The sequence below is a fragment of the Lysinibacillus sp. NPDC097195 genome, assembly GCF_044762075.1.
In the GTDB taxonomy this organism is placed as follows: domain Bacteria; phylum Bacillota; class Bacilli; order Bacillales_A; family Planococcaceae; genus Lysinibacillus.
This window is the reverse complement of sequence record NZ_JBIWDP010000002.1, coordinates 45,526-66,639: the sequence shown is the minus strand read 5'-3', so window position 1 is coordinate 66,639 and position 21,114 is coordinate 45,526. Positions and strand designations below refer to the sequence as shown.

The 21,114-nt window shown below is 39.7% G+C and carries 20 protein-coding genes; 11 read left to right on the top strand and 9 right to left on the bottom strand.

The features are described from left to right. The first annotated feature begins 101 nt into the window (after positions 1 to 101). The gene (locus ACIQXI_RS13875) at positions 102 to 1,187 is read left to right on the top strand and encodes a glycosyltransferase (protein ID WP_402925923.1); all 1,086 of its coding nucleotides are present in this window, start codon (positions 102 to 104) and stop codon (positions 1,185 to 1,187) included. Positions 1,188 to 1,380: 193 nt separating this feature from the next. Next, positions 1,381 to 3,357, top strand: coding sequence for a collagen-like domain-containing protein (locus ACIQXI_RS13870; RefSeq protein WP_402925921.1), 1,977 nt, complete (start codon positions 1,381 to 1,383; stop codon positions 3,355 to 3,357). 223 nt (positions 3,358 to 3,580) lie between these two features. Here ACIQXI_RS13870 and hemY read toward each other — a convergent pair whose 3' ends face one another. The 3 genes from hemY to hemE form a co-directional block, all read right to left on the bottom strand. Next, positions 3,581 to 5,002: a protoporphyrinogen oxidase gene (gene hemY, locus ACIQXI_RS13865; protein ID WP_402925919.1), complete on the bottom strand. Its 1,422-nt coding sequence runs from the start codon at positions 5,000 to 5,002 to the stop codon at positions 3,581 to 3,583. 23 nt (positions 5,003 to 5,025) lie between these two features. Beyond that, a complete protein-coding gene (gene hemH, locus ACIQXI_RS13860) occupies positions 5,026 to 5,946 on the bottom strand; it encodes a ferrochelatase (RefSeq protein ID WP_402925917.1) in 921 nt (306 codons plus the stop codon). A 157-nt stretch (positions 5,947 to 6,103) separates the two neighbouring features. Beyond that, on the bottom strand, positions 6,104 to 7,156 hold the full coding sequence (hemE, locus tag ACIQXI_RS13855) for a uroporphyrinogen decarboxylase (protein WP_402925914.1): 1,053 nt from the start codon (positions 7,154 to 7,156) through the stop codon (positions 6,104 to 6,106). Positions 7,157 to 7,389: 233 nt separating this feature from the next. Between hemE and ACIQXI_RS13850 the strand changes: the two genes are divergently transcribed. Both ACIQXI_RS13850 and ACIQXI_RS13845 read left to right on the top strand, forming a co-directional pair. Continuing rightward, entirely contained in the window at positions 7,390 to 7,908 is a 519-nt protein-coding gene (locus tag ACIQXI_RS13850; protein ID WP_402925912.1) for an antibiotic biosynthesis monooxygenase family protein, read from the top strand. Positions 7,909 to 7,932: 24 nt separating this feature from the next. Next, on the top strand, positions 7,933 to 9,093 hold the full coding sequence (locus ACIQXI_RS13845) for a M20 metallopeptidase family protein (protein ID WP_402925910.1): 1,161 nt from the start codon (positions 7,933 to 7,935) through the stop codon (positions 9,091 to 9,093). A gap of 51 nt (positions 9,094 to 9,144) precedes the next feature. Here ACIQXI_RS13845 and ACIQXI_RS13840 read toward each other — a convergent pair whose 3' ends face one another. Both ACIQXI_RS13840 and ACIQXI_RS13835 read right to left on the bottom strand, forming a co-directional pair. Then, positions 9,145 to 10,329 (bottom strand): ABC transporter permease, encoded by a 1,185-nt coding sequence (locus tag ACIQXI_RS13840; RefSeq protein WP_402925909.1) that lies wholly within the window; start codon positions 10,327 to 10,329, stop codon positions 9,145 to 9,147. Continuing rightward, on the bottom strand, positions 10,313 to 11,062 hold the full coding sequence (locus tag ACIQXI_RS13835) for an ABC transporter ATP-binding protein (RefSeq protein ID WP_402925906.1): 750 nt from the start codon (positions 11,060 to 11,062) through the stop codon (positions 10,313 to 10,315). The genes ACIQXI_RS13840 and ACIQXI_RS13835 overlap by 17 nt, the downstream gene beginning before the upstream one ends. 105 nt (positions 11,063 to 11,167) lie before the next feature. Between ACIQXI_RS13835 and ACIQXI_RS13830 the strand changes: the two genes are divergently transcribed. The 6 genes from ACIQXI_RS13830 (at position 11,168) to ACIQXI_RS13805 (ending at position 14,607) form a co-directional block, all read left to right on the top strand. Beyond that, complete coding sequence (locus tag ACIQXI_RS13830; protein WP_402925904.1) at positions 11,168 to 11,581, top strand: HIT family protein; 414 nt, start codon at positions 11,168 to 11,170, stop codon at positions 11,579 to 11,581. Between the two features lie 259 nt (positions 11,582 to 11,840). Continuing rightward, entirely contained in the window at positions 11,841 to 12,377 is a 537-nt protein-coding gene (locus tag ACIQXI_RS13825) for a tryptophan transporter (RefSeq protein ID WP_402925902.1), read from the top strand. A gap of 196 nt (positions 12,378 to 12,573) precedes the next feature. After that, positions 12,574 to 12,969, top strand: a complete 396-nt coding sequence (locus tag ACIQXI_RS13820; protein WP_402925899.1) for a YtxH domain-containing protein — start codon at positions 12,574 to 12,576, stop codon at positions 12,967 to 12,969. Positions 12,970 to 13,125: 156 nt separating this feature from the next. Then, entirely contained in the window at positions 13,126 to 13,686 is a 561-nt protein-coding gene (locus ACIQXI_RS13815; RefSeq protein WP_402925897.1) for an HTH-type transcriptional regulator Hpr, read from the top strand. 119 nt (positions 13,687 to 13,805) lie between these two features. Then, the gene (locus ACIQXI_RS13810) at positions 13,806 to 14,351 is read left to right on the top strand and encodes a DUF3267 domain-containing protein (RefSeq protein ID WP_402925894.1); all 546 of its coding nucleotides are present in this window, start codon (positions 13,806 to 13,808) and stop codon (positions 14,349 to 14,351) included. Positions 14,352 to 14,421: 70 nt separating this feature from the next. Further along, on the top strand, positions 14,422 to 14,607 hold the full coding sequence (locus ACIQXI_RS13805; RefSeq protein WP_010857338.1) for a hypothetical protein: 186 nt from the start codon (positions 14,422 to 14,424) through the stop codon (positions 14,605 to 14,607). Between the two features lie 173 nt (positions 14,608 to 14,780). Here ACIQXI_RS13805 and ACIQXI_RS13800 read toward each other — a convergent pair whose 3' ends face one another. Beyond that, a complete protein-coding gene (locus ACIQXI_RS13800; protein WP_080647610.1) occupies positions 14,781 to 14,888 on the bottom strand; it encodes a YjcZ family sporulation protein in 108 nt (35 codons plus the stop codon). A 143-nt stretch (positions 14,889 to 15,031) separates the two neighbouring features. Here ACIQXI_RS13800 and ACIQXI_RS13795 point away from each other — a divergent pair, with 143 nt between their 5' ends. After that, positions 15,032 to 16,000, top strand: a complete 969-nt coding sequence (locus ACIQXI_RS13795) for a peptidylprolyl isomerase (protein ID WP_402925892.1) — start codon at positions 15,032 to 15,034, stop codon at positions 15,998 to 16,000. 57 nt (positions 16,001 to 16,057) lie between these two features. Here the strand turns inward: ACIQXI_RS13795 and yhaM are convergent, their stop codons facing one another. The 3 genes from yhaM to ACIQXI_RS13780 are packed head-to-tail and all read right to left on the bottom strand — an operon-like array spanning position 16,058 to position 21,104. Beyond that, on the bottom strand, positions 16,058 to 16,996 hold the full coding sequence (gene yhaM, locus ACIQXI_RS13790) for a 3'-5' exoribonuclease YhaM (protein WP_173479810.1): 939 nt from the start codon (positions 16,994 to 16,996) through the stop codon (positions 16,058 to 16,060). After that, positions 16,993 to 19,893: an ATP-binding protein gene (locus ACIQXI_RS13785; RefSeq protein ID WP_402925889.1), complete on the bottom strand. Its 2,901-nt coding sequence runs from the start codon at positions 19,891 to 19,893 to the stop codon at positions 16,993 to 16,995. The genes yhaM and ACIQXI_RS13785 overlap by 4 nt, the downstream gene beginning before the upstream one ends. After that, entirely contained in the window at positions 19,890 to 21,104 is a 1,215-nt protein-coding gene (locus tag ACIQXI_RS13780; RefSeq protein WP_402925886.1) for a metallophosphoesterase family protein, read from the bottom strand. The genes ACIQXI_RS13785 and ACIQXI_RS13780 overlap by 4 nt, the downstream gene beginning before the upstream one ends. Positions 21,105 to 21,114: the final 10 nt, after the last annotated feature.

Here is a 21,114-nt window from a genome sequence, read left to right as displayed (position 1 = left end):
TCGATAGCAGTATAATTTGCGGTTAAGTAAGGGCAACTAGCTTCGCAAAAAATTTGAATGTCACATATACTACAAAGATTATCGTAAGGAGGAATCGTATTTTGGTAACCATTAGTTTATGTATGATTGTGAAAAACGAAGAAGATGTCATTGCCAGATGCCTTGAATCTGTAAAGGATTTAGTTGATGAAATAAATATAGTGGACACAGGCTCCAGCGACAAGACTAAGGAAATTGTTAAACAATTCACTGATCGTATTTTTGATTTTGAGTGGATCCATCATTTTGCTGAAGCGCGTAATTTTTCATTCCAACAAGCAACAGCTGACTATATTCTCTGGCTAGATGCAGATGATGTGATACTAGCAGAGGATCAAGAAAAATTTAAAGCCTTAAAAGAATCTTTAAAACCCGATATCGATGCTGTCTCGATGAATTATAATTTAAGCTTTGATAACGAAGGAAATGTCAGTGCTCTTATAAGAAGATATCGATTAGTAAAAAAAGAAAAACAGTTTCGCTGGATAGGGGCGGTCCATGAATATTTAGAGGTTGGTGGACATCTTTTCGACAGTGATGTTGCTGTTAGTCACCTACCACTTCATCATGATCATCAACGCAATATTGCTATTTATAAAAAACTCCTGCAATCGGGAGAACCACTTACGCCCCGTGACACTTTCTATTATGCCAATGAATTACTGGATCATAATGAGGTCGAAGAAGCGATATTTTATTACGAGCATTTTTTAACATCTAAATTAGGTTGGGTAGAAGATAATATTACTGCCTGTTTTAAATTAGCCGACTGTTATTCAAAATTGAATGATAAAGAAAATAATGTTAGTTCTATTTTAAGAAGCTTTGAATATGATACCCCTCGTCCTGAAGCTTGCTGTAGGCTTGGCTATCATTTTATGGAACAAGGAAAAAATCATGAGGCCATCTTTTGGTACGAACAAGCATTAACAATTAAACCAAAACCGCATGCTCCATTTCAAAATAAAACCTATACTACATGGTTACCCCATTTACAACTTTGTGTCCTCTACGACCGATTACAACAATATGAACTAGCTAATACCCATAATGAATTAGCTGGCGCCTATTTACCAAATGATCCTAAAATCTTACACAATAAAAACTATTTTAACCATTTGTTGAACAAAGACAATAGCAAGCCTTAATTTATTAGTACTGCACAAATTGATACTTGCTAAATTGCTTTATTTCTATTCCCTTCTCCATGTTTTACAGCGGACACTCTTAAATATCAATATTACTTAATTTTTAAATTATCATATTGACTCGCAAAGTAGTTAAGCGTCCTCTTCCTCTATCAATTTCTTGAATAGGATATTTGAGAGGGGAGGTGAATAAATGAAATTCGAAGATTATTTTTTAAATAATGTTTGTAGTAAATGTAAAACATTTCCTTGTGGTTGCGTAAAAATTCCGACTAACAATTACTCTGGCTGTATTAATATACCGGAATATAGCTGCGTATGGCCAAGTAAACCTACAGGTCCTACTGGGCCTACTGGGGCTACCGGTCCTACTGGTCCGACAGGTGATACGGGGCTTAATGGGGCTACCGGTGTGACTGGAGCTACGGGTAACACTGGGCCTACTGGTGCCACTGGTGAAACCGGCGCTACGGGGCTTAATGGACCTACGGGGGCTACGGGCAACACGGGGCCTACAGGCGTAACGGGAGCCACTGGCAATACCGGACCTACTGGCGTAACTGGCGTGACTGGGGTCACTGGTAACACTGGACCTACGGGACCTACTGGTGAAACTGGCGCTGCGGGGCTTATCGGACCTACGGGGGCTACGGGCAACACTGGGCCTACTGGCGTAACTGGAGCCACTGGCAACACTGGGCCTACTGGCGTAACTGGAGCCACTGGCAACACTGGACCTACGGGCGTAACTGGGGCTACTGGTAACACGGGGCCTACGGGGCCTACGGGTGAAACTGGCGCTGCGGGGCTTATCGGACCTACGGGGGCTACGGGCAACACTGGGCCTACTGGCGTAACGGGAGCCACTGGCAACACTGGGCCTACGGGCGTAACTGGAGCCACTGGCAACACTGGGCCTACGGGCGTAACTGGGGCTACGGGGCTTATCGGACCTACGGGGGCTACGGGCAACACGGGACCTACTGGCGTAACCGGCGCTACGGGCAATACCGGACCTACTGGCGTAACTGGGGCTACTGGCAACACTGGGCCTACGGGCATAACCGGCGCTACGGGCAACACGGGGCCTACCGGTGTAACTGGAGCCACTGGCAACACGGGGCCTACGGGCGTAACCGGGGCTACTGGTAACACGGGGCCTACGGGCGTCACTGGGGTCACTGGTAACACGGGGCCTACGGGGCCTACGGGACCTACTGGTGAAACTGGCGCTGCGGGGCTTATCGGACCTACGGGGGCTACGGGCAACACCGGGCCTACGGGCGTAACCGGCGCTACGGGCAACACGGGGCCTACCGGTGTAACTGGAGCCACTGGCAACACGGGGCCTACGGGCGTAACTGGGGCTACTGGTAACACGGGGCCTACTGGCGTAACTGGAGCCACTGGCAACACGGGGGCTACCGGTGTAACTGGAGCCACTGGCAACACGGGGCCTACCGGTGTAACTGGAGCCACTGGCAATACGGGACCTACCGGCGTGACTGGGGTCACTGGTAACACGGGGCCTACGGGCGTAACTGGGGCTACGGGCAACACGGGGCCTACTGGCGTCACTGGGGCTACGGGGGCCACTGGCAACACGGGACCTACTGGCGTCACTGGGGCTACGGGGGCCACTGGCAACACGGGACCTACTGGCGTAACCGGCGCTACAGGACCTACAGGGCCAGCATTTACAGAAGGATTCTCAGCCTTCTTAAGCACTTTAGCTGTAAGTAGCTCTGCTACTTTAACTAACTGGAGCGTCGCATCACCTTATTTCACAACACCAGCATTTAATCCAACAACTGGTATCTATACAGTTCCAACAACCGGTAGATATTCCTTCGAAGCAACAATCAACTATTCTACAGTTGCTGCCATAAGTCTTGGCATTGGTGCAGGCGTCAATCCTTCATTTGCCATTCGGAGAAATACAACAACTAACCTAATAAGCGGTTTATTCCCAGTATTAAATTTAGCTGTTACTCTTTTAACCATTAGAGCTGTTCTTGGTAATGGAACTGTCACATTAGCTGGCGAAGTTGAATTGACTGCAGGTGATGCCATTGATTTATTTTATAATGCAAATGGCTTAAGTATCGCATTAACATTAGGAGGCGCTAACTCCGGAGGTATTGTTTGGTCATGCCACCGAATTTCCTAATGATTGTATCAAATGAATATAGGCAAGGTTTATCTCGGCTAAAATAGCATTCACGACTTTTTTTAAGCCTTAAAATCCGCTTTGTCATACGCGAATTTTAAGGCTTATCTTAGATTTCACAGAGTCAAACAACTCTCCACTAAAAAAACGTATAATTAAGCCATCCTTTAATTAAAACCATTAAATAAAAAAAGTAGTACAAATATAATTTTGTACTACTTTTTTAGTAAACCTGCATAAACATTTCACTTAAAATTTCATTTGCCGCATTGCATCCTTGCTCTACACATTCAGGAATGGATATCCCCTCAAAAGAGCTACCTGCTAGTTTTACTGTAGGGAAATGCTCATACAGTTCTGCTTTCACACGTTCAATTTTAGCTTCATGTCCAACAGTATATTGAGGCATAGCGTTTTTCCAACGGGAGACAACCGTTGTCACTGGTTCTCCATCTATACCAATTGTATTTTTCAAGTCTTGTAATACAGTTTTTTCAATTTCTGAATCAGATAGGGCCACAATTGTTTCATCACCTACACGACCAATATAGCTGCGTAATAATACATAATCTTTAGGAGTAGTGTTAGGCCATTTACGATTAATCCATGTACAAGATGTTATGGAAAAATCACTATTTCTAGAAACATAAAATGCAAGTGCATCTAAATCACCAAGCTGTTCCTTTTTAAATGCCATCGTCACCGTAGCAATCGTTGCAGCTTTCATCGTATTTAACTCTGTCAGCAGTTGATGTTTAGTAAACATCATTTGCGCAACATTAAACGGTGTTGCAATGATGACAGCATCCGCTGTTATATGCGAAAAATTATTTAATTCGACCTGCACTGCACCATCTTTGCCATGGTCAATGTGCTCTACTTTTACACCCTTCAAAACTGTTCCAGGCGCTAACGATGCTTCTAATTTTTCAATAAGCGTCTCCAAACCATTTTCAAAGGTTTGAAAAATTCCTTTATCCTCTGCTATCTGATTGGAACTTAAAAAATTTGTCCCTGACTTTTTCATACCGATAAGCAAACTACGATACTTTTGCTCTAATTCATAGAGCTGAGGAAAAGTTGATTGCATACTTAGTTGTTCAATGTCCCCTGCTAAAGTTCCTGCAAGTAATGGTTCAACTAAATTCTCCACAACTTCAGCACCAAATCTTCTTCGAAAAAACTCTCCTAACGGCTGGTCGTCATCCCGTGCAGAACGCGGGAGAATAAAATCTCCCGCTGCACGAATTTTCCCGCTGAGTGAAAATAAACCTGATGTAATGAATGGCGAGATCTGTGGCGTTGCTCCTGACATTAGATTGTTCGGAATCGGATATAATTTACTTCCTACAGCTATATAAGTAGGTCCCGAATCCCCAGTTATTATCTTATGTTCAATGTTTAAATCCTTCGCAAGTGCTTGAATATAATTTTCACGATCGAAAAAGGATTCTGGCCCTCGCTCAATAATAAAGCCATCTTTTCTAAGAGTTTGGATTTTTCCGCCAAGACGTAATGACGACTCGACAAGTACGATATCTACCGGCAATTCTTTTGTACGCGCTTGTTTTTGCATATAGAATGCAGCTGTAAGGCCTGTAATCCCGCCGCCAACAACAACTACCTTACGTCTTTTTTGAGTCACCTACATCATCACTTTCTTTTCGCTTAGCTTAATTTTTTATGAATGGCATCTACCATAGCATCTATAAACAATGGATGTGTATTTGGCATTGCTGGGCGATAATAATTAGCACCTAACTCCTCGCAAACCACTTTACATTCATAATCGTTATCATAAAGTACCTCTAAATGTTCTGTTACAAAGCCTACTGGTGTGTAAACAAATGAACGGTATCCCTTTTGCTCGTAAAGGTCACGCGTTAAATCTTGGACATCTGGACCAAACCATGGCTCTGGTGTTTGCCCTGCTGATTGCCAGCCCACTTCTACATTTTTCACACCCGTAGCTTCTTGAATTAGTCGAGCTGTTTCAATTAATTGGTCTTCGTATGGATCGCCTAGTTCTTTAATTTTCACTGGTAGTGAATGCGCTGATACAATTAAGCAAGCCTTCTCACGTTCTTCGTCAGACATAGCAGCAAATGTTTCATTCACTTTCCCTTGCCAATATTCAATAAACTTCGGCTCATCATACCAAGACTCTACAGAAGTTATTGTCAGGCGATCACCTGCTGTTTCTGCTGCACGACCATTATATGATTTAATAGAGAATGTTGAAAAATGGGGTGCTAATACGATAGAAACTGCTTCTTTAATCCCTGCCGCAACCATTTCCTCCACTGCGTCCTCAATGAAAGGATGAATATGCTTTAAGCCAATAAATAGTTTGTATTCTACTTCATCTTGCACTTCATTTAAACGGGCACATAAAGCTTCAGCCTGCGCTTCTGTTGCAGCAGCTAGTGGCGATAAACCGCCAATTGCCTCATAGCGACTGCGTAAATCTTCTAAATGCTCGTCAGATGGTCTACGTCCGTGACGAATATGTGTGTAGTAGGGTTCAATATCTTCTTCTTTATAGGGTGTGCCATATGCCATTACTAATAAACCTTTAACCTTTTTCATAAACCTTTTCACCTCTAAATAATAGTTAAACTATATTTTTTGTATGATTTCTGTACGCCAACAGCAATTACACCACTTCGCAATGTAATTGCCTCATTTAGAATTTACTCTCTTTGCGACTGTTCAATAACTTACGTTAATTCACACTAAACTTATTTTAAGAACGTGCTTGAATTTGTTGTGCACTGTATTCATGAATTAGTGTTGTTAAACGTTTTAATACTTCTGGATTAACTTCTGGGAATACACCATGTCCTAAGTTAAAGATATGACCTGGCACCTCTAGACCTTGATCAATAATATCTTTTGTTCGCTTTTCAATTACTGACCAATCAGCAAGTAACAATGAAGGATCTAGATTTCCTTGTACCGGCTTTGTAATGCCTTTTGCACGAGCTTCTTTAATTGGTAATCGCCAATCTAAGCCCACAACATCTATCGGTAAATCATGCCACTCTTTTACGAGATGGCTTGCACCAACACCAAATTGAATAAGTGGTACATTTTCTTTTTTCAACTCACCGAAAATACGTGTCATAACAGGTTTAATAAACACGCGATAGTCTTCAACATTTAAGGCACCTACCCAAGAATCAAATACTTGGATTGCTTTTGCACCAGCTTCTACTTGCGCTGAAACGTCAGCAATAATCATGTCTGCTAGTTTATCCATTAATGCAAACCATGCCTGTGGCTCAGAAACCATAAATGATTTTGTTTTATTATAGTTTTTAGAAGGTCCGCCTTCAATCATATAGCTTGCTAATGTGAACGGAGCTCCTGCAAAACCAATTAATGGCACATTAAGCTGTTCTTCTGTTAGTAATTTTATTGTTTCTAAGACGAAAGGTGTGTGTTCCTTTGCATTGAACTCACCTAAGTTTGCTACATCTGCAACTGTGCGAATTGGATTGGAAATAACCGGGCCTACACCAGCTTTAATTTTCACATCCACACCGATACCAGGTAGAGGTGTTACGATATCTTTATATAAAATTGCAGCATCCACATTGTAGTTTTCTACTGGTAAACGTGTAACATACGCACAAAGCTCAGGTTGATGTGTAATTTCCTCTAAAGAATATTTTTCTTTAATGGCACGATATTCTGGTTGAGAACGACCTGCCTGCCGCATATACCAGACTGGAGTATGCTCAGTCCTTTCCCCTCGTGCAGCACGTAGAAGTGTATCATTGAAAAGTGTTGTCATTGATTATTTCCTTCCCCTCGATGAAATTCATATCCTAAAAAATCACTTGTTTATTCCATTATTATTGATATCCGTTTTCAATAGTAAACGCTTCCTCTGCAATTGTATAGTTTTACTAGTGAAATGTCATAAAATTGTTCTTTCTGCGCGCTTACTTTTTTGACAAAGCGGGTAACTTACACTTAAATGGAGATAATAACGAAGTTATAGACATTCATAAGGAGGGCAAAATAATGTATATTTATTTAACTTCTGGTACAGGAGAATTTATGGAACAGGTGAAAAACAAGTACCCTGACGAACATATGATTTTAATGCATGGCGAAGGCAATTCAGTGCTTATCCATGAAACTCAGGGGAAAACTGTATTCGCTACACCACGTAAATTCGAAGTATTGGACTCAGTAAACGAATTAGAAGAACGTGGCTTCTTCGTCTTCAACAATATTCCTGTGACAGATGAAGGCCGCCCTGTATTTGAACACCGTTTTTTAAATCGCGCACGCGCGATTGAGGACGAGCCTGGTTTTATCGCTTTTCGTCTATTGCGCCCAATAAATGGTGATACGTACATTGTGATGACACAGTGGAATGGACCACACTCATTTGAAGCATGGAAAAGCTCAAAAGCGTATAATAAGGCACATGCCCAACGCGAAGAACCGACTGGTGTGCGCCAACAAAATATTTTTTCTGCCGCCTCCTATGTGTCGACTTATAGCGTTGCCCCGAAAGAGGACGACGAGGCATAATTTTTTTAAAAGGAGCACTTACTTATGAATCAACTAATACTCGATAAAATTGATGCCCATTTTGATGAAATGGTGGCCATTCGCCGCCATCTACATATGCATCCAGAACTCAGCTTCCAAGAGCAAGAAACAGCCAACTATATTATTGAATACTATCAAAAGCTTGGTGTTCCAGTTGAGCCAAATGTTAGCGGTTATGGACTGATTGCGCGCATTAAAGGGAGCAAGCCTGGTAAAAGGATTGCCTTGCGTGCTGATTTTGATGCACTCCCTATTCAAGACGAAAAAGATGTTCCTTACAAATCAACAGTAGCAGGAGTGATGCACGCTTGTGGTCATGATGGTCATACTGCTACGTTATTAGTCGTAGGGAAACTGTTATGGGAAATGCGAGATGACTTAGCAGGTGAATATGTGCTAATTCATCAACATGCGGAAGAAGCCGATCCAGGTGGTGCAATCGGTATGGTACAGGCGGGTGCACTAGACGGTGTCGATGCAATATTTGGTACACATTTATCTTCCAATCATCCAACAGGTATGATTGGCTATCGTGTTGGTCCACTAATGGCGGCCGTTGATAGTTTTGAATTAAAAATTCAAGGTAAAGGTGGTCATGGCGCACACCCTCACCAAACAAAAGATGCAATCGTTATTGGCTCACAACTTGTGATGAATCTTCAACAACTGGTAGCACGTCGTGTAGCACCAACAGAATCAGCCGTTCTTACCGTTGGCTCATTCGTTGCTTCGAATGCCGATAACATTATTGCCGATACTGCTTACTTAAATGGTACAATCCGTACTTTTGACAAAGATGTTCGTGCAACGATGGAACGTGAATTTAAACGTGTTGTGCAAGGAACTGAAATTGCCCATGATTGCACAATTGAGCTAGAGTACCGCAAAGGCTACCCAGCGATTGTTAATCATGAAAAAGAAACGTTATTTGTCCGTGATGTTGCCCAAGGCATCTGTGATGTTGTCGAAATCCCAGCAACTATGGGTGGCGAAGATTTCGCTTATTATTTAGAAGAAAAACCAGGGACATTCTTCTTTACAGGCGCTGAACCTGTTGACTATGCACCGCATCATCATCCGAAATTTGATATTGATGAAAAAGGGATGCTTGTAGCGGCAAAAGTTATGTTAAGCGCTGCGCTAGAATATCAATTCGTGGAATAAAATAACGAAAGCTCATCTTGCCTAGTTCTTGGGCAAAATGAGCTTTCTTTTTTAAGGTTTTGATACTTTCGCAGTAATTTCACTAACAACAAGGATAATGAGCGTTGTTACATAAAACATCGGCTGCATTATACCACATAGTGTCACAATAATCGCTTGCGCAATCATTGTCAGACGAACTACTTGCTTAACAGCCGCTTTACGGGCATTCTCTGGTAATGGATAAAGCATGTCCATCCGGAACTCTCCACTTGCTAATAATGCTTGCTTTAACTGAATCGTCGTCGCAAAGCTTAGGGCACCTGCTACAATCCATGTAACAACAGGAATATCCACAAACGCCGCAATAATAGCTGAGATAGCTGTTAAGCGGAGCCATAAATAGAAATGGTCATCTGTTCGTATAAAGGTACGGAACACTAAGTACTTTTGAGCATTTCCCTTGTGATAGGGAATAAAGTTATAAAACCAGTCAAGCCATGCTCTTCGTCGTATGCTGCCACGTAAATGAGGGACATCCGTGAAATAATTTGCAAAACGATAGAAACTCATCATCCGATTTTGTTCTAGTTTTACAAAATGCTCATACGGTACGGGCTCATGCGCACACTTTTTGCGAAACACTACAACATAGACACAACCAATAATTGCGCCAATCAATGCGAGAAGCAGTTGCATTTGCAGTCCCATATAGACAGTGACGCCAAAAATAATAGCTCGTACTAGTCTATCTATCCATACATAGTGACCACGTTCACTATAACGATAACTAAATTCCCCTTGCACACTAATAAACTTTAAAGCGATAGCTAGGAAAAATACTGTCCAAATATTCGCTGTTGTTAATTCTGTTACAGCTTTTAATAAAGGGATACTAACAATATAAACAATCGCCACCAGCCAAACTTGTGACCAAAATGTCCACGCTAGCGCCTTTTTAAAATACTGTGCCATTTTCGATTCTAATGGCAATAAATATACTTGGTCTGGCTCACGCAATAATGTCGTTGGGCGGCTAAATGCTAGTAATACACCTAGTATTAAGGCAATAAGCCCCTCAGCAGGAAAATCGGTCTCTACGATTTTCAACCACTCACTATATTGATAGCCCCCTGCTCCAACAAGAAACACAAGTACAATTGCTATATGTCCAGTAAAAATAAACTGCATATATTTTTGTACTTCGCTGATGTAATGCATGAAGCGCGAAGACCATACATCATGCAAGTTCTTCATGGTCCCGCTCCTTCGTCATCGCAATATATAGGTCATCTAAAGTCGCATGCGGCATACCAAATGCCTGACGTAAATCCGCCATCGTTCCTTGTGCTCGCACACGTCCTTCATGCAATAAAATAATGCGGTCACAATGCTTTTCAGCTGTCGATAAAATATGCGTCGACATTAAAATCGATGCCCCTTCTTTTTTCTTTGTATCCATCTGGTCGAGCAATGATTGAATACCGAGCGGATCTAGTCCGACAAATGGTTCGTCAATTATATACAAACTAGGGTTCACTAAAAAAGCACACATAATCATCACTTTTTGACGCATCCCTTTGGAGAAATGCGAAGGGAACCAATTTAGGCGTTTTTCCATGCGAAATTCCTTTAATAAAACTTCTGAACGCGCTGCTAGTGTCGCCTCATCTAAACCATATGCCATCGCTGTTAATGCTAAATGTTCACGCAATGTTAACTCATCATATAAAACCGGTGTTTCAGGGATATATGAAAATGATGTACGATACTTGTCCGTGTTTTCTTTTAACGTCACGCCATTAAGACGAATATCGCCTTCTTTCGGAAGCATTGTTCCGATAATATGTTTAATGGTCGTACTTTTACCCGCACCATTTAAACCAATTAGCCCGACAAGTTCTCCTTTACCTATTGTAAATGACAATTCTTTAATAACAGGTTTTTTCGTATAACCACCTGTCACATGTTGCACTTCTAATACCGACATACCCTCACTCCTCTTCTTGTTTTTATTTTATCAAAAATTAGCAAATGATTCAGTTATGAGTATGATAGAATAAACTTACATATAAAAATAAGGGGGATTTTACGAATGAGCGATTGCCTATTTTGCAAAATCATTGATGGATCAATTCCAAGTACAAAAGTTTATGAAGATGAACATGTCTATGCATTCACGGACATTGCACCTGTTGCAAAAGGTCACACATTATTAATTCCAAAACATCACTGCCAAGACTTATTCGAAATGCCAGAAGACGTAGCACGTAATTTATACGCAGTTGCGCCGAAACTAGCCAATGCTATTAAAGCCGCATTTAACCCTATCGGCATGAATACTATTAATAACAACGGTGCAGCAGCGGGACAAACTGTTTTCCACTACCACTTACATTTTATTCCGCGTTATGACGAAAAAGAAGGCTTAGGCTTAATTTGGCAAACACAAAATTACACACCTGAGCAATTAACAGACGTAGCCAACCGCATTCAAGCTAATTTATAGTGCCAGGCACTCACACAATTCTCGTACAATTTATCCAAAAGAAATCCACTGTGTAGCAAAAAGCATAGTGGTTTTTTCGTTAAATGTGTGCTTAAGGTGTGCCAGGCACTCACACAATTTCCAAACAATTTAGATAATGGTGCCGAAACGCTATTGTCAAATGCTCATTTTTAGTTTACAATCACAAATAAGTTTCGCTAACGGTCAGGAGGACACGTTAGGAGACAAACAGATTAGCATAGTCGAGGAGAGATTAGAAATGAATACAAAGAATTTAGTATTAATGGCGCTTTTAGTCGGTGTCGGTGCTGCCCTATATGTGGTCACACCAGGTATGGTAAATGGCATGAAACCTGATTTCATGTTAACGATGATGTTTATCGGTATTTTATTGTTCCCTACAATAAAGGAAACTTTTTTACTGTCTTTATCTACAGGCGTACTGTCAGGTTTGTTTACTACATTCCCAGCAGGCTTTATCCCAAATATTATCGATAAAGCTGTTACAGGATTTGTCTTTTTAGCCTTCCTGATCGTGCTGAAAAAAGTGATAAATCATTTTGCAATAGCAGCTGTCTTAGTTGGATTAGGTACGATTTTATCAGGTACTGTCTTTTTATCCGTTGCCCTGTTTGTATTTAATGCAAATGTTGGCGCAACATTTGCCATGCTGTTTGTTGGCGTTGTGTTGCCAGCTGTTGCTTTTAACGTTGTAGCATTTATCATTATCTATCCGATCGTTGCGAAATTAGTGAAGCGTTCTAAATTTAACACTGCGATTTCTCAAGCTTTATAAAACAAGCTTGTGCCTCTCTTTTTTAACAAAGAATGAATGTAGGCGTGAACGTTCGACGTTTTTAAGCATAGATAAAAGGGAAAGAAGCTAAAAGGTGACGCAAAATCACTCGTTTAGCTTCTTTTTTCTTTTTGAAACAATGGATTTCATGGTTTAATAGAAGAAAGATCACAAATATAGAAATGAGGTATTCACTATGAAAGCAAAACCATTCTTAATCGGATTAACTACAGGCATTATTGGTGGAGCCATTGCTGTCCTTTTGTCCACACCACAATCAGGGCAACAATTCCGTACGACTTTATTGTCCAATTCTGATAGCGCAAAAGAAAAACTACAAGATGTTAAACACCAACTTAATAACGTCAAACAATCTGTTGGTACGCTAACAAATGAAGCGAAAAATAATATACCGCAAATAATAAATGACCTAAAACAATCGATTACTAGCTTTTCTCAAGAAATCGAACCGACGAAGAATAATTTGCAACAAGAAATAGAAGCATTACAGAATTCAATTAACGAAATCGAGAAAAACATTGCACAATTCACCGATAAAAAGGAAAAACCACAAGAAAATGCACAGGTATAAAGATTTAGAACCTGGATATAAATGCCGTTTTTTTATCAAAATTCATTGTCAAAATGTTATTTTTTAACCACTTTTCAATTTTTTAATTTTTCTAACTTTAAACTTTTTTTCTTTATTGCTATAATATTTTTAAAACGTTAAAGAAAGCAGCAGGTGATGGCTTTGTCAGAGGAACTATACACTCAAAAAGAAGCAATGCTTTACAGTCAAAGAATTGCACAATTATCAAAAGCCTTGTGGAAAGCAGTTGAAAAGGATTGGCAACAATGGATTAAACCTTATGATTTAAACATTAACGAGCATCATATTTTGTGGATATCTTATCATTTAAAAGGGGCTTCCATTTCAGATGTAGCAAAATTTGGTGTAATGCACGTTTCTACAGCATTTAACTTCTCTAAAAAATTAGAGGAACGTGGATTACTAAAGTTTTCAAAACGTGATGATGACAAGCGTAATACGTATGTAGAGCTAACTGATACAGGGACAGACCTCATTATTGAAATGAATAGCAATTATCATAACACCTATCATTCTGTGCTGGAGGGATCTTTAGCATTAAAAGATTTATATGGTCGCTTCCCAGAATTTTTAGATGTGATGGCTGTCATTCGTAATATTTATGGTGAGGATTTTATCGATATTTTCGAACGTTCATTTCAACATTTCCGTGACTCCTTTGACACGTTTGAAGAACGTTCGACTGTAAAAGGATAAATACACTAAAAAGGAGGCATTTCAGAAACATTTCTGAAATACCTCCTTTCTCTTGCATTCTGATAGAAATCAATTTACATTAAATAGGACCCTTCACTATTTTGGAGTTGATATTTAATATGCACTGTTGGAAAATTTTAAACCTTGAGCATCATTATGGTACGACACGTATCATCATGATGGCTGTGATTGTCTTTCTCGCTGTCTTTTCAGTGTCCTATGTGACATTTAATTTATTTCATAATGAATACTATACTGATCATATGTTCTGGTTATTTGTGATGGCTATCCTCGCCCTGTATCCTATTCATAAAAGTTTGCACTTTCTTGCATTATATGACTTACGCCAGCATCTCAAATTACGTGTAAAGAAACAATTTTATGTTATTCCTGTACTGCATATGCGTATTCGAGAGCCCTTATCAAAAAACCGATATATTTTTGCATTACTTACACCATTTATCGTGTTAAATACAAGTATCGTGATAGGTACATGGCTGTTACCTGCCTATACACATTATGGAACATTACTGTTAGCGTATCATTGCAGTTTATGTTTAATTGATATTCTTTACGTGAAATATTTGTTGAATTCACCTAAAGATGCCCAAATTGAGGAAACACCTAAGGGCTATGAAATTTTAGTACCCCCTACGATTAACTGATTCGCTTGTACTTGTGTTTTATTGCCGTTTTTTGATATGCTAATAATACTGAAAGAGGGGAGGAATAGACTTGCTATTAATGATTGTAGTTCTATTCTCGGTATTCTATTTATTTCAAATTAACCGCATGACCTATGCACTGTGCATGCGACGTGAAATTCCCGAAGAAAACCAACCAAAGATATTCCGAACTATCAATATACTTATTACCATTTTACTTGTTTCATTTTATGTTGAAATTTTATTTGCAGTCTAATGAAGAAGCATCCGCGCCCGTCCGCACGCGGGTCATTACATGAACACATCCTTGAAGCTTGTGTTGACGCCAAGGTTCTTCTGGCCTCGACCCAAGCGTGCGGTGCGAATGCCTAGATATTGATAAGAAAAGCTAAGGAACAGCATATCCTTAGCTTTTCGGCATTTTATTAATTAGTATAGGAACGCTGCACCAACGATAATTAATAAAATAAATAACACAACTAATAAAGCAAAGCCTGAGCCGTAGCCACCGCCACCACCGTATCCTCCGTTGCTCATAACTTCACCCCCTTTCTTTTCTATATCCTATGCGCTTTGAATTTTGAAATTTAGGCTATACTCAAGGGGGGAACCATTTTGTTTTTAAATCGTTTATGTTATAGTAAAAAATGGACGAAACGAATTAAGGAGAGAATATCTAAATGAAAAAGACTGTATTATCTTTAACATTAGCAGCTTCAATTTTAGCTCTTGGCGCATGTAGTGGAGCTGATAGCAAAGCATTAGTTACATCTAAAGTAGGCGATATTTCAGTATCTGATTTTAACGACAAAGCGAAAACTTTAACAGGTTCTTATGTATTACAACAGATGGTTACTGAAAAAGTATTAGCAGACAAATATGAAGTAACTGATAAAGAAATTAAAGAACAATATGATGCAACTGCAGCACAGTTCGGCGATAGCTTTGCACAAGCACTATCAGAAAATGGCTTAACTGAACAAGGCTTTAAAGATTCTTTACGTGTACAACTTCTACAAGAAAAAGCTTTAAAAGCAAACATTAAAGAAGAAGACGTAAAAAAATATTATGAGCAAATGAAATCAGAATTAAATGGTCGCCATATTCTTGTAGCAGACGAAGAAACTGCTAAAGAAGCTATTGCAAAAATTAAAGGTGGCGCATCATTTGCAGATGTAGCAAAAGAATACTCAACTGACACTGGCTCTGCAGCAAAAGGCGGAGAGTTAGGTTGGTTTACTGTTGGTTCTATGGTAGATGAATTCAATGACGCTGCTTATGCCCTTCCATTAAATACATTAAGTGAGCCAATTAAATCAAGCTATGGCTACCACGTAATTGAAATTACGGACAAGCGTGATGTAAAAGGTGTAGGCTCATTTAAAGATGAAGAAGAAAAAATTCGTACAACAATGTTAAACAAGTTAACTCAAACTGGTGAAGCACAGACATTGTTAAAAGATATCGTCGCTAAATTAGCGAAAGATGCTAACTTTAAAACATCTGATAAAGAATTAAAAGATGCTTTAAAATCTTTCACAACAACAAGTGAAGAGCAAGCAAAAGCTGACGAAGAAGCAGCAAAAAAAGCTGAAGCAAATAGCAAAGACGATAGCAAAGAAGAAAGTAAAGATACAGAATCTAAATAGTAATTATTTTTACTATATGAAAAAGGGTTACGCCAGTACAGGCGTAACCCTTTTGCTTTACTCAATATTTGGCTTGTAGAATGAACGATTATCAAGTGGGAATAATCTCTCTGTAAATTCTCCTGGAGCCGTTTTCCCTAATGCGCGTGTAAGCATATTCATCTTCGCATCAATATTATCAATATAATGTAAGATTTCCGCTTCCTGAATCATCGGTTTCTTCGGACTGCCCCATTCTTCTTTACCGTGGTGAGATAACACTAAATGTTGTAACAGCATTACTTCTTCACCTTCAATTTCAAGCTCACTTGCAATTTTCGCAATTTCATTGACCATGATCGTAATATGACCGAGTAAATTACCTTCTACAGTGTACATTGTCGCCACTGGCCCTGATAATTCAACGACCTTACCGATATCGTGTAAAATAATACCTGAGTATAATAGGTCCCGATTTAATGTTGGATATAAATCAGCAATCGCTTTGCCTAGCTTTAACATGGATACCATATGGTCAAGTAAACCAGATGCATAGTCATGATGGTTTTTTGTTGCCGCAGGATAAACTAAAATCGCATCCTGATGCTTTTTAATAGCAGCACGCGTGATACGTGAAATATTCGGATTTTTAATATCAAAAAAGAATTGTGTCAATTCCTCATAAAGTTGTTCTTTTGGTGTTGCAGCAGAAGGAACTAAATCATTAACAGCAATTCCCTCCTCAGGCTTTGCCACACGAATCGTTTTTATGCGTAATTGATTTTTCCCACGATAGTCATGAATTTCTCCACCTACATGGACAATCGCCTCTGCATGATACATTTTTTCATGATCTTCGTTTGTATCCCATAGTTTCGCTTCAATATCACCACTTTTATCTTGTAACAACAGTGACATAAACGGCTTTCCTACCGTTGTAACTCCTTTTGTCGACTGTTTAATTAATAAAAATTGATCAACTGATTCTCCTACTTGGAGCGTCGTAATACCTTTCATGTTGACGTCACTCCCCTTTCATTTGCTAGTGCTCCTAGATCGACAATTTGCTCTTTTTGCCAAAGTTCGAGCATCTCTTCATGGCAAGTAAAATACAAAATTTGACGTTCATATCCTACTTCTTTCATTAATTGTACCATTTTGTTTGTACGGTTTCGATCAAAATGGACAAAAGGATCATCCATGATAAACGGAAATGGCGCTGACGTTGCAAGGGTTTTCGCTAGTGCTATGCGCAGAGAAATATAGACTTGCTCCTTGGTAGCTTGTGATAATTCTGCAACATGGTAGCGTAAACCTGATTGGGACTGCGCCTCAAAATAGCCTTCCTCATGAATAAAGAGTTTGTCGTACCGACCACCTGTTAACGAATGGAAAATAGCATTTACCTGAGTAAGTACACTCGGTAATTTTTCTTCACGCAGCCGAAATAGCGTTTCATGGATTGCTGTTGCTAATGCTTTTTTCGAAGCCCATTGAGCCATTAGTTGCTGTAAGAGTGCTTTTTCTTGTTCAAATTGTTGTAAGAGGAGACCATACTTTTCATCGTTAAGCAATTGCTCCTTTTCAATTTGTAGCGTTGCTCGTTCCTCTAAACAACAATCAATCTCCGCTTGAAGAGCTTTGCGCTCATCTTCTAGCGCTTGTATGTGGCCATGAAGCTGTTCATCATCTAACATACTCTTCTGCTCATCCATATCAAGTGAAGCTAATTGCTGTTCAATTGTTTGTAATTCTGACTGTAACTTTTGCTGCTGTTGAAATTGAGCAAACGCCTCATAAAAAGCATTTTCTGATACTACATTTGCGCTAGTCAATAATTGTTCAATTTCCATTTCATAGTTTTGAACAAGCGGTTGTACTTCTTGCATTTTTGAAACTAAATGCGCAAGTTGCTCCTTCGTTTGCAACAGTTGTTGTTGCTCTTGCTGACTTGCTAAATAAAATGATCGTAGCTGCATAAAGATTTCTTGCTCACTATATTCTTTCTGTAAAACTTGCAGTAATATTTCATACAGCTCGTTTTTGTCAGTTTGTATAGCACGTAATAGCTGCACCATGCTCGCTTTTTTAACTTCTAGCTCTTGCACAGCGCGGATGCGCATAAATAATTCAGGCAGTAGCTTTTTCGGTATATTTCCCTCTATACGGAAACGTTTCAAGAAGCTTTGAAGCAACTGATTAGCTTCAGCGCTTAATTGTTCAGCTTGTTGAATTTTATATTCAAGCTGTGCATACTGATGTTCTTTATCACGCTGTTGTTCAATAGCCAGTGCCAATCGATCTTCCAAGCGCTGTTTTTTCATAAGCAACTCTTGAACGATGTGTTCCTCTCGTTCTAATTCGGTTAATAATTGATGATTGTGCTTTTGAGGCACTTCATCTCCTTGTTTAGCTTGTTTTAAAAACACTAAGAATAATATTGATAATAAGGCGCCAATAACAAATACAGCCCAATTCTTTTCTAACACACCATAGAGAATTGCCACAATACTAATGGCTAACACGAGGAAAATAAAAAGTGTTGGCTGTTTTGGTTTTGAGCGTTGCGCTTTACTATGTCGCAATTGTTCCAATTGCCTTTTTCTCTGGGGCCACTGTGCTAAAATATGTTCTTCCTCAGCAGTTAATGACTCTTGCTCCAGTCGCTTTATCTGTCGAGCAATGCTATCTAGCTCTGCATGAATTTGCTCTAATGATTGAAGATAAAACTTCTGCTCTTCCTCCGCGGTATTTAGGACAGTCAACTGACGTTGAAATTGTTCCTCGTGTTGCAGCGATACAGTCCCCTCCAGTACAATTGCTTGCGCTTCCTTTTCCTGCACGCCTAATAAACGAAACTGTGCTTCAATGCCTTGCTCTATAACAAACAGCTCGTCCTTTAAATTTTGTTCTTTAACGAGGAGTTGATTCCATGTTGCCTCTTTATGCAACAGCCTTGCCATTTCTTCAATCGCTTGGTCATCTGCCGTCATTTGCAGTTTATTTTGTAAAGTTCGATATTGCTCCTCTAATTGCTTCAGCTGTAACGTTTCGTGCGTTAGTCGATCTTTAATCTGTTCATACCGTCTAATTCCTTCAGTAGGGAATTGTCTTTGGTCAAAACTTTCAAGTGACTGCTGTATGGCCTGTCGCTGTTGTATAAGTGGCAGTGCCTGCTTCATAATCGTCAGTTGTTGCCATTCTTGTTGTAATACTTTTTGCCGTGTATATAAATCCTGTAGTTTTTGCTCAAGTTGCTGTAATTTAATTGATTTATCTTCGAATGTATGAATTGTAGCCTGCTCTTTTTTTATGGTCTTTTCAAGCTGTTTTAAATGCTCCATTTTTTGATTAATAAGGGGCAGCTTACCGGATTTTTTAAATAGTTCTCCAGCATCTTTGTCTAATTTTTTTTCAAGCGAGGATAGCTGATGAATACCCGTTGTCCCAGAGGCGAGCAGTAAGTGTGTCAGCTCATCCTCCGACATTTTTTCAATTCCTTGTAGTTCATGAAGAGAAAATGAAAAAATAGCCTCAAACGATGCACGTGAATAGCCATACAAAAGTTTCGCTAACAGTTCATCATGCCCTTTTGTCCCATCTTCCATATAAACTGTGACATCACCCGTTGCTTTTCCTTTTACACGTTCAATGGTGCACTGTCCATAATGAGGATGGAGGATTGTCAACTGGCCACCAAATTTCGGTGACGTTTTCGGCTCGTATTTGCGCTGGCTTTGCTGCTTTGTTGGAAATCCAAACAGCATCTGCAAGATAAATTGCTGGATTGTTGTTTTACCCGCTTCATTCATGCCGTAAAAAATCGTCACACCCTCTTGCAAGGTAATGTTGATATTTTCATGTTTACCAAAGCCGTAAATGTGAATTTTCTGTATCGTTAGCAAAGTTCTCACGCCCTTTGAATTTCATCGACTAATAACTCCTGAGCCTCAAGCTTCAAATGCTCAATTTCACGTTCTGTTAAAGGCTCTACAAATCTTGCCCCATTTGCATGCTGGTACAAATCTTTTAAAATATCCTTCCACTCCGATATGTCCCACTGTTCCATTACACTAATGACCGATTCCGTCATAGCCGTTGACTCGTACGAAGATGACATTTTATGCAAGACAAGTTTTTGCACCCAGCCCATCGGTTCCACCCCTTCTTCCGATTCCCGAATCGTTTCAAGCCATTCTTCTACGGAAGCATGCTCAAACAAAGCTGCCGTCTGTTCATCAATATTTTTTAAATGAAGCTCTATAACGGACGCTCCGTATTCCATACGATTAGTAGCAATTGCTTCTTCACATTTATGCAATAATTCGTTGGCATGTTGCACATCTGTACAATCCACTTCGACAATGTTATAGACAACAGCCGATGTTGGGACAAATGTTAATTGTGCTGAGGTTTGTGATAAGGTTACATCGTAAAAACCTTTCACGCCTTGTTCATTGCGGTGGCGACTTTGAATATTGCCCGAATAAACAATCGGTGGCTCCTTGTGTAATAGCTGTCGCTTATGAATATGACCGAGCGCCCAATAGTGATATCTTTTTTCAAGCAGTTGCTCCTTTTTAAATGGCGCATAGACCGCATGTGTGGAATCACTAGCTTCACTACCATGAAGCATCCCGATATGGATAGCATGCTGATCTTGCGCAACAGGGTAACGATCAATCATCGCTTCTTTGACATGACGCTGTCCATAGCTAAAGCCATAAATATTTACTTGCTGGCCACGTATTTTTAATTGCACAACACTTGTGTCAGCTGGTAATTCGTAAACATTACTTGGTAAGGCAAAGCGTGTCCAAGAACCATGTAAATGATCATGATTACCATAGCTCACAATGACAGGAATGTTATGTTCAAAGAGCGTTTCCATCGCTGCTTGAAAACGTCTTTGCGCCTGTAAGCTGCGGTTTTCACCATCATAAATATCACCTACAATAAGCAAGAAATCTGGTCTTTCTTCTATAGCCTTGTGAATAATTTTATCAAACGCTTCAAACGTACTTGCTCGAATTTTTTTAAGATTATTGTCAGGTAAGCCAAATAAACCTTTAAAAGGACTATCTAAATGTAAATCTGCCATATGGAAAAAACGAATTGCGGACATCCAATCACCT

Excerpts from the sequence above, each read along its gene's own strand:
- ACIQXI_RS13825 (WP_402925902.1), top strand. The coding sequence starts at position 11,841 with ATGAATACAAAGAATTTAGTATTAATGGCGCTTTTAGTCGGTGTCGGT.
- ACIQXI_RS13795 (WP_402925892.1), top strand. The coding sequence starts at position 15,032 with ATGAAAAAGACTGTATTATCTTTAACATTAGCAGCTTCAATTTTAGCT.
- hemH (WP_402925917.1), bottom strand. The coding sequence starts at position 5,946 with ATGAAAAAGGTTAAAGGTTTATTAGTAATGGCATATGGCACACCCTAT.
- ACIQXI_RS13780 (WP_402925886.1), bottom strand. The coding sequence starts at position 21,104 with ATGTCCGCAATTCGTTTTTTCCATATGGCAGATTTACATTTAGATAGT.
- hemE (WP_402925914.1), bottom strand. The coding sequence starts at position 7,156 with ATGACAACACTTTTCAATGATACACTTCTACGTGCTGCACGAGGGGAA.
- ACIQXI_RS13850 (WP_402925912.1), top strand. The coding sequence starts at position 7,390 with ATGTATATTTATTTAACTTCTGGTACAGGAGAATTTATGGAACAGGTG.
- ACIQXI_RS13845 (WP_402925910.1), top strand. The coding sequence starts at position 7,933 with ATGAATCAACTAATACTCGATAAAATTGATGCCCATTTTGATGAAATG.
- ACIQXI_RS13800 (WP_080647610.1), bottom strand. The coding sequence starts at position 14,888 with ATGAGCAACGGAGGATACGGTGGTGGCGGTGGCTACGGCTCAGGCTTT.
- ACIQXI_RS13870 (WP_402925921.1), top strand. The coding sequence starts at position 1,381 with ATGAAATTCGAAGATTATTTTTTAAATAATGTTTGTAGTAAATGTAAA.
- ACIQXI_RS13840 (WP_402925909.1), bottom strand. The coding sequence starts at position 10,329 with ATGAAGAACTTGCATGATGTATGGTCTTCGCGCTTCATGCATTACATC.
- ACIQXI_RS13835 (WP_402925906.1), bottom strand. The coding sequence starts at position 11,062 with ATGTCGGTATTAGAAGTGCAACATGTGACAGGTGGTTATACGAAAAAA.
- ACIQXI_RS13810 (WP_402925894.1), top strand. The coding sequence starts at position 13,806 with ATGCACTGTTGGAAAATTTTAAACCTTGAGCATCATTATGGTACGACA.
- yhaM (WP_173479810.1), bottom strand. The coding sequence starts at position 16,996 with ATGAAAGGTATTACGACGCTCCAAGTAGGAGAATCAGTTGATCAATTT.
- ACIQXI_RS13830 (WP_402925904.1), top strand. The coding sequence starts at position 11,168 with ATGAGCGATTGCCTATTTTGCAAAATCATTGATGGATCAATTCCAAGT.
- ACIQXI_RS13815 (WP_402925897.1), top strand. The coding sequence starts at position 13,126 with ATGGCTTTGTCAGAGGAACTATACACTCAAAAAGAAGCAATGCTTTAC.
- ACIQXI_RS13820 (WP_402925899.1), top strand. The coding sequence starts at position 12,574 with ATGAAAGCAAAACCATTCTTAATCGGATTAACTACAGGCATTATTGGT.